Origin of the sequence: Novosphingobium sp. BW1 (assembly GCF_008107685.1) — a bacterium.
GTDB lineage: Bacteria > Pseudomonadota > Alphaproteobacteria > Sphingomonadales > Sphingomonadaceae > Novosphingobium.
The window spans coordinates 1-6,501 of sequence record NZ_VIRF01000095.1 but is presented as its reverse complement, the minus strand read 5'-3'; the positions used below and the strand labels follow the sequence as shown (position 1 = coordinate 6,501).

Sequence of the window (6,501 nt, the reverse complement as noted above, 5' to 3'; positions counted from 1 at the left end):
TTGAATGCCGGGCTGTGGTTGCGCCGGGGTCGTCTGCTCATTCTCTGCTCCTGTCTCGCAGCCCATCTGGCTGCTCTCAGGCAGAAAATCCAATTATCTCAGTGTGCAGATTCTCCAGGCCACCTCTTGTATCCGCCGCTGTGACAGAGGAAGCGCAACGCATGATTGCAAAATCGTTCGCCCCATATTCATGCCCGCTCTTGATTTTGCGCACGGGGCGCCATGGTTTCCGATAACTGGGGTGAACACACCGACCGGTTGGCGCTCTTTGATCCGGACAAGCTATCGGCAAAGTTCGCCCTGTGCTATTATAAAAATGAACAGCGACGAACTTGTCCGCCGGCTCCGCGCCGCGACAGAGAACGAGGTTGCTACAGCACTGGAAGGTGCCAAGGTAGCCTTGCCGCTCACAACCGCTTACGAGGCTTTGGAATTCTTCAATTTCATGGTTGATGTGCTAACCGGACAACGGGCCAAGTACGACGCTGCTGATCGCGACCGCATCCCCCAGGTTTTGGCAGTACAGGCTGACATCTCCGGCTGCCCGGGGCTTCCGGCATTTTTAGTGTCGTTGAGAAAGGCTTTCTGTCGGCTTTTGCGCCTGCGCGCGGACGAAAGCATTCGGTGCCGCCACGGGTCCATAAGCTCTTGGTTGGCTGCTCCGCCGAACGAGGTCCCTGTCGAAACCTGAACAAGGAGAGTTTTTTGATTGCTCCGTCCCCACAAGCGATCGGAGCGATGTTGATCGCGGTAACCGCGTTCTGGTTTTTTGCGAGCGGCCGTATCCGGATAGAGATTGTCTCACTGGTTCTGATCGCTGTGCTCGCGGTTGGCGCCTATTTTTTCCCGATCGAGCATGATGGTTCGTACACCGGGCTGGAAATTGCTTTTGGCGGATTTGGCCATGAAGCGCTGATCGCCATTTGCGCCTTGATGATCCTCGGCCGCGGGCTGGTTGTTACGGGTGCACTTGAACCGGCAGGACGTTTGCTCACGCGTCTGTGGAGGTTCAGCAGATTGCTGGGTCTTCTGTTCTCCATCGTGGTCGGTGGCCTCATGAGCATGTTCGTGAACGACACGCCAGTACTGGTCCTGACCATGCCGATCATGATCAACCTGGCCATCCGCGCCGGCATACCCGCATCGAAAACGCTGATGCCGATGAATTGCGCGATCCTGATCGGCGGAATGGCAACCACGATCGGCACGTCCACCAATCTGCTGGTAGTTGCCATCGCAGAGGATCTCGGCCTTCCCCGATTTGGCATATTCCATTTCACCGATGTGGCGCTGCTCGCCGCCCTGGTCGCGCTGCCATACCTCTGGCTTGTCATGCCGCGCCTGCTTCCTGCCCACAGCGCAGGTGACGAGTTATTGATCCGTCGATTTAGATCCATGCTCTTCCCACGGGAATCCTCGCCTGCAATCGGCCAATCCCTGCAGGCTCTGCACAAAAGGTTCGATGGGGCGCTTGAAGTGGTCGGGGCCGTTCGCAAAGGCAGCTTGCAGACCGATCCTCGGTTCATCGTTGAATTTGGCGATGCCCTAGAGGTCGAGGGCACAAGTGCCGAGTTGCAGGAACTCAGTTCGGCGATGAAAATGCCCCTTATGCGCCCAGCAATGATGGAGACCGTTGAGACCTTTGCCGGAGACAAGAGTGAAGGCCAGGTGATGGCGGAACTCGTCGTTGGAGCGGATTCCTCGCTCATCGGGCAGACTATCAGATCAGCGCAAATCATCGACCGATATGGCGTTGTAGTCATGGGGCTTCATCATCCGGAACAAGCTTTTTTCCCTGGCAGGTCCAGGGCCGACGCTGAACGCCTGGAAGTCGGCGATGTACTGTGGGTACAGGGTGGCGCGGCTGCGTTGGAGCAAATCCAGATCAGCGAAGGCACGATGATGCTCGAGGGCGCGGCGGAAATTCCGCGTACGGCGAAGGCTGGCCTTGCCTTGCTGATATTTGCGGGAGTTGTCCTGCTTGCGGCACTGCATCTTGTCCCCATTGCAATCGCGGCCCTTGCGGGATCGATCGTCATGCTGGCGACGGGGTGCGTGAAGTTCGATCGGTTGGGCCAGGCCTTGAGCGCCAAGGTTATCGTGCTTGTCGCTGCCAGCATCGCGCTTGGCCGGGCATTACTGGAAACGGGCGCAGCGGAGTGGCTTGGCAGTTCGCTTGCGCTTGCAATGCAGGAATTTCCAGGAGCGGTAGTCTTGGCAGTCATGATGGCCTTTGCGACATTGCTCACGAATTTCTCGTCAAACACAGCGGCTGCAGCGGTAGGCACGCCCATCGCGGTGAGCCTGGCCGAACAACTTGCTATACCGGCGGAGCCACTGGTTCTTGCCGTGCTGTTCGGTTGCAACCTGTGTTATGCCACCCCCATCGCCTACCAGACGAATATCCTGATCATGAGCGCGGGTGGGTATCACTTCCGGGACTACGTGCGCGCGGGGCTGCCTCTTGTCCTGCTGATGATTTGCACGCTTTCCCTGTTGCTGGTCTGGAAATACCAACTTTGAGAGATATGGCACATTCGAGCCCTCCGCAGGAGAACGCACCCCATCGTCTCAATATTCTCACTCCGACCTTGTTTTTGCGGCGGCGCACCCCAATTCATAACAGCTACCTGTCGCGAACGACGGTGACTGGCGCGGGCCGAAACGCCTCTTTCCTTCTTTTACGCCTTTTAGCTGCGGATGCAGCCAATCAGGGCTCTCCCAGAGCGGAAGGAATGCGCGTGATGACCCAGCACGGCAAGGTCAGCCACTATAACGATACAACTGGCACGGGCTTCATTGCACACGAGAAGGGTGGCGGCCCCTTGCCATTCACGTGGGCCGATCTCCAGGACCAAGCTCAGTTGCCGAAGCAGAATGACCTCTACGGGTACGATACGCAATCTGACCAGGACGGCAAGATTTGCGCCGTGAACCTGAAGAAGGCCTGATCAGAAGTAAACTGGCCCGGCGCGCAATCACCTTGGGTGGCTCCAACCATGAAAGGAGCAGTGATGGACCTCAATCAGCTTTACGCCAACCATCAACGCGCCCTCGTCAATGCGCGGCGGTCGGAGGGTCGCGAAGATCGGCAGACCTACTTCGATCTGGTGGAATATTATGCGAAGCGCATCGGCTAGTATCGAAATGACGCCGACCTTCCGCGACATCATTGGAAATGAGAGGCGTCGGTCGATGAAAGAGCAATCTCCCGGTTTTCCCTTCGATGCGGAACCTTCGGTGGAACTCGTCGAGAGACGGGCCACACTTACCTTTCAGGAGCGTGAAATCTCTGCGCTGGAACGGATTTCCTATTAACTTGCCTTGTTGAAGGACGTGTTCGCCGTTTGTCGCGAGCAAGATCCCAAGGCAGTGACATCTACGCCAAGCCGACCTCAAGGATTTCGGAAAGGTGAAGTCGAAAGCAACGCATGCAGTTCGCCCGAGCTGGAGATTCCTGCCGGAATCACGGCGAGTACCGTGACGAACTACCGGGTTGGTCCTTACATTTATACGGACCTCGAGCTCGCAAAGGCTGAGTTGCGGCGCCAGCGATCTGCCCGATAGGCCAGCTTTGGTGACAGTCTCCGGACCAGGAACGACAAAGGAAACGAAAATGGATGCCGAAACAACCGAGCTGGAGCGCAGAGTACTCGCGCATGCCAGGATTCTTCAGTCGTTGATCTGTTTTGTTGCAGAGAACCAGCCCGAGATTCTCCAGCGCTTGAAGTCAGCCTTCGGCACCGGCCATAATGTCGGAGAATACGAGCAGGATTACAGTTTAACCGAACAATATGGCGACATGTTCGTCAGGATGATCGAAAAAGAAATTGCTCGCGGTTCGCCTCGCTGATCGCAAACTCCGATTTTGACCTTCCGACGAGGCATGGAACACTATCGAGAAGAACAGAAACCAGGGGCTGCCGGTCGAGGTCGCTGATCGCGTAACCAGGCCATTTGCACGTTTTCTTAAGGTCGAGGCTGCGGCAGGGGGACTGTTACTCCTTTGCGCCATGGTCGCACTGGTGTTGGCCAACTCGCCCTTGTCCGCCCCTTTCCTGAACTTCTGGAAGATCCCGATAGGCCTTCAGGTGGGTCAGCTGGATTTCACCCGCTCGTTGCACCATTGGATCAACGACGGATTGATGACCTTGTTCTTTTTCGTCGTCTCGCTCGAACTCAAGCGAGAGTTCGCTCTGGGGGAACTGCGGAGTCCAAAAGCCGCGGCCTTACCCTTCCTGGCCGCGCTCGGCGGGATGGCGGTCCCCGTCTCCGTCTATCTCGTCCTCATGAACGGGCATCCCGGTGTACACGGCTGGGGAACCGTGATGGCGACCGATACGGCCTTTGTGATCGGCGGCCTTGCGCTGTTTGGATCATCCATACCTGCGCAGTTGCGGATATTTCTGGTTTCTCTGGCGATCTTCGATGACGTCGGCGCCATTTCCGTCGTTGGGGTCGCATATGGCGAGACACTGGACTTCGCTGCGCTCGGCCTGGCAATGCTTGGTCTTGGCGTTGTGGCGATGTCCGCTCGCATAGGGATCAGGAGCATCCCGGTCTATTTTGTGCTCGGCGGTGGTATCTGGCTATGCTTCGATGCCTCCGGTCTTCATGCGACAGTTGCGGGCGTAATTCTAGGCTTGATGACCCCCGCGCGCGCGTGGGTTGGGGATGAACGTCTACGTTCCATCATGGGTAAATTGACGGCCTACCCGACTGGCGAGCACTGGAGCGGCGACACATCGGAACGCCATGATCTGAGGGAAACCGGACGTGCGATCGAGGAATCGCTCTCTCCCCTGGAACGCCTGGAAATGATGCTGCACCCTTTGGTCGGGTTTGCGGTCATGCCGATTTTTGCACTGGCCAACGCAGGCGTCGCATTTTCGGGAGTCGATCTGGACCAGCGGGTTTCCGCTGCCATCTTCGCGGGCCTGGTGGTCGGCAAACCGACAGGGGTTTTGCTGTTCAGCTGGCTGGCGGTGCGCTTCCGTGTCGCAACACTCGGTAACGGGCTCGACTGGGTATTGGTGGTGGCCGGAGCCTTCCTCACGGGAATCGGCTTCACGATGTCCATCTTCATTTCGAACCTGGCTTTTACTTCGGCATTGCTGCCGGTTGCCAAGCTGGGAGTTTTCCTGGGGTCGGCGACATCTGCGATAATCGGGTTGCTGATCCTGCTCTGGTGGACATCGAGACGAAATCAGGAGCAATCGTCCGAAGAGGCGACGGAGACCTCGACGTTCATCGCATCCACCAGTCCAGACAAGCCCACATAGGTTCCTGCGACCGGAATTGTTTGCCCGATTTCGCGGGCCACTGCCACGGGCACGAGATTGGTCCCGCCAACACTGCGGTTGGTCGGATCGAAGGGTATCCAGCCGGCGCCCGGCACAAAGACTTCCGCCCAGGCGTGCGTTGACCCCGCCCCCGATGTGCCGTCCAGAATTTGATTCGGATTGTGGAGATAGCCGGACATGATCCTCGCCCCGAAACCGAGGCTTCGCGCCGCTTCAACAAACAGCACGGCAAGATCCCGGCAGGAGCCCCAGCCGCGGTTCAAGGTTTGCTCTGGCGACTGAGTGCCTTCGTCCTCGCGCGACTGGTATGCGATCCATCCGGTCACGCCGGTGCTCAGATCCTTTAGCATGGCCAGCGTGTCGGTCGGTTTGCCGCCAACGAACGCCTGCGCCCAATCGCGCAATCTGCCCCCCGGATCAGGATAGCTTTGCACGGTCAGGGCACCGAGGTCGGTCCATACGTCGTCGGCGTAGCGGAAGGGGTAGGAAATTGCGGATGCCGCTATATCGAACACGGGCCATGCGACCGATTCAAGCTGTACGCGCGCGGAGCTTTCGATAACGAGCTCTTCGGTCAGCCCCGTGAAAATCGCTGTCGCGACGGCATTCCCGAAGACGTCATGCGCCCAGGATACCTGAGCTTGCGGCAGGATCGTAAGTTCGAATGTCTTGAGACGGACCTCGCAGCTTTCGCGCGGCCGAAGCATAAGCCGGTGCGGCCCGAGCTGAACCGGCACCTGATAGCGGTAGCTCGTGCGATGCCTGATGAGCAGTTCTTGCATGAGCTATCAAACGTCCGCGCAACCGCGATCCGGATTCTCGCTGAAACTTCGTATGTCGTGGTCGTCGCTCCGCTGCTGCTGCACTTGCATGATTTCGGCGATTGCGCGTGTGCGGCGCTTGCGTGCTTCCCGCTGTTCTGCGGCCGTCGCCTCATGCCCCCAGGCAATCGCCGCTCTCAGAGCCACCATCCGGACATTCTCGAGCGGCTCGCTTTTTGCGCGCTCCCATTGAATGGCTTCCTGTGCACGGCACTGGTCGGATGTAAGTTCCATTGGAAGTCCCTTTCCTAGAGGTGGCCTGGAGAATCTGCACACTGAGATAATTGGATTTTCTGCCTGAGAGCAGCCAGATGGGCTGCGAGACAGGAGCAGAGAATGAGCAGACGACCCCGGCGCAACCACAGCCCGGCATTCAA

At 58.0% G+C, this 6,501-nt stretch carries 8 protein-coding genes; 6 read left to right on the top strand and 2 right to left on the bottom strand.

Annotated elements, in window-relative coordinates; all coding sequences use genetic code 11:
* The first annotated feature begins 316 nt into the window (after window positions 1-316).
* The 6 genes from FMM79_RS19625 (at window position 317) to nhaA (ending at window position 5,282) form a co-directional block, all read left to right on the top strand.
* Window positions 317-691, top strand: coding sequence for a hypothetical protein (locus tag FMM79_RS19625; RefSeq protein ID WP_148629224.1), 375 nt, complete (start codon window positions 317-319; stop codon window positions 689-691).
* A 14-nt stretch (window positions 692-705) separates the two neighbouring features.
* Entirely contained in the window at window positions 706-2,523 is a 1,818-nt protein-coding gene (locus FMM79_RS19620; protein WP_240339321.1) for an SLC13 family permease, read from the top strand.
* 221 nt (window positions 2,524-2,744) lie between these two features.
* The gene (locus tag FMM79_RS21430; protein ID WP_162528563.1) at window positions 2,745-2,951 is read left to right on the top strand and encodes a cold-shock protein; all 207 of its coding nucleotides are present in this window, start codon (window positions 2,745-2,747) and stop codon (window positions 2,949-2,951) included.
* A 63-nt stretch (window positions 2,952-3,014) separates the two neighbouring features.
* Window positions 3,015-3,140 (top strand): hypothetical protein, encoded by a 126-nt coding sequence (locus FMM79_RS22105; protein WP_256376827.1) that lies wholly within the window; start codon window positions 3,015-3,017, stop codon window positions 3,138-3,140.
* Window positions 3,141-3,616: 476 nt separating this feature from the next.
* Window positions 3,617-3,853 (top strand): hypothetical protein, encoded by a 237-nt coding sequence (locus FMM79_RS19610; protein WP_148629222.1) that lies wholly within the window; start codon window positions 3,617-3,619, stop codon window positions 3,851-3,853.
* A gap of 43 nt (window positions 3,854-3,896) precedes the next feature.
* Window positions 3,897-5,282 (top strand): Na+/H+ antiporter NhaA, encoded by a 1,386-nt coding sequence (gene nhaA / locus FMM79_RS19605; RefSeq protein ID WP_148629221.1) that lies wholly within the window; start codon window positions 3,897-3,899, stop codon window positions 5,280-5,282.
* Here nhaA and FMM79_RS19600 read toward each other — a convergent pair.
* Complete coding sequence (locus FMM79_RS19600; protein WP_148629220.1) at window positions 5,207-6,085, bottom strand: transglutaminase family protein; 879 nt, start codon at window positions 6,083-6,085, stop codon at window positions 5,207-5,209. The two genes, nhaA and FMM79_RS19600, sit on opposite strands and share 76 nt — an antisense overlap.
* A gap of 6 nt (window positions 6,086-6,091) precedes the next feature.
* Window positions 6,092-6,358 (bottom strand): hypothetical protein, encoded by a 267-nt coding sequence (locus FMM79_RS19595; RefSeq protein ID WP_148629219.1) that lies wholly within the window; start codon window positions 6,356-6,358, stop codon window positions 6,092-6,094.
* Window positions 6,359-6,501 lie beyond the last annotated feature (143 nt).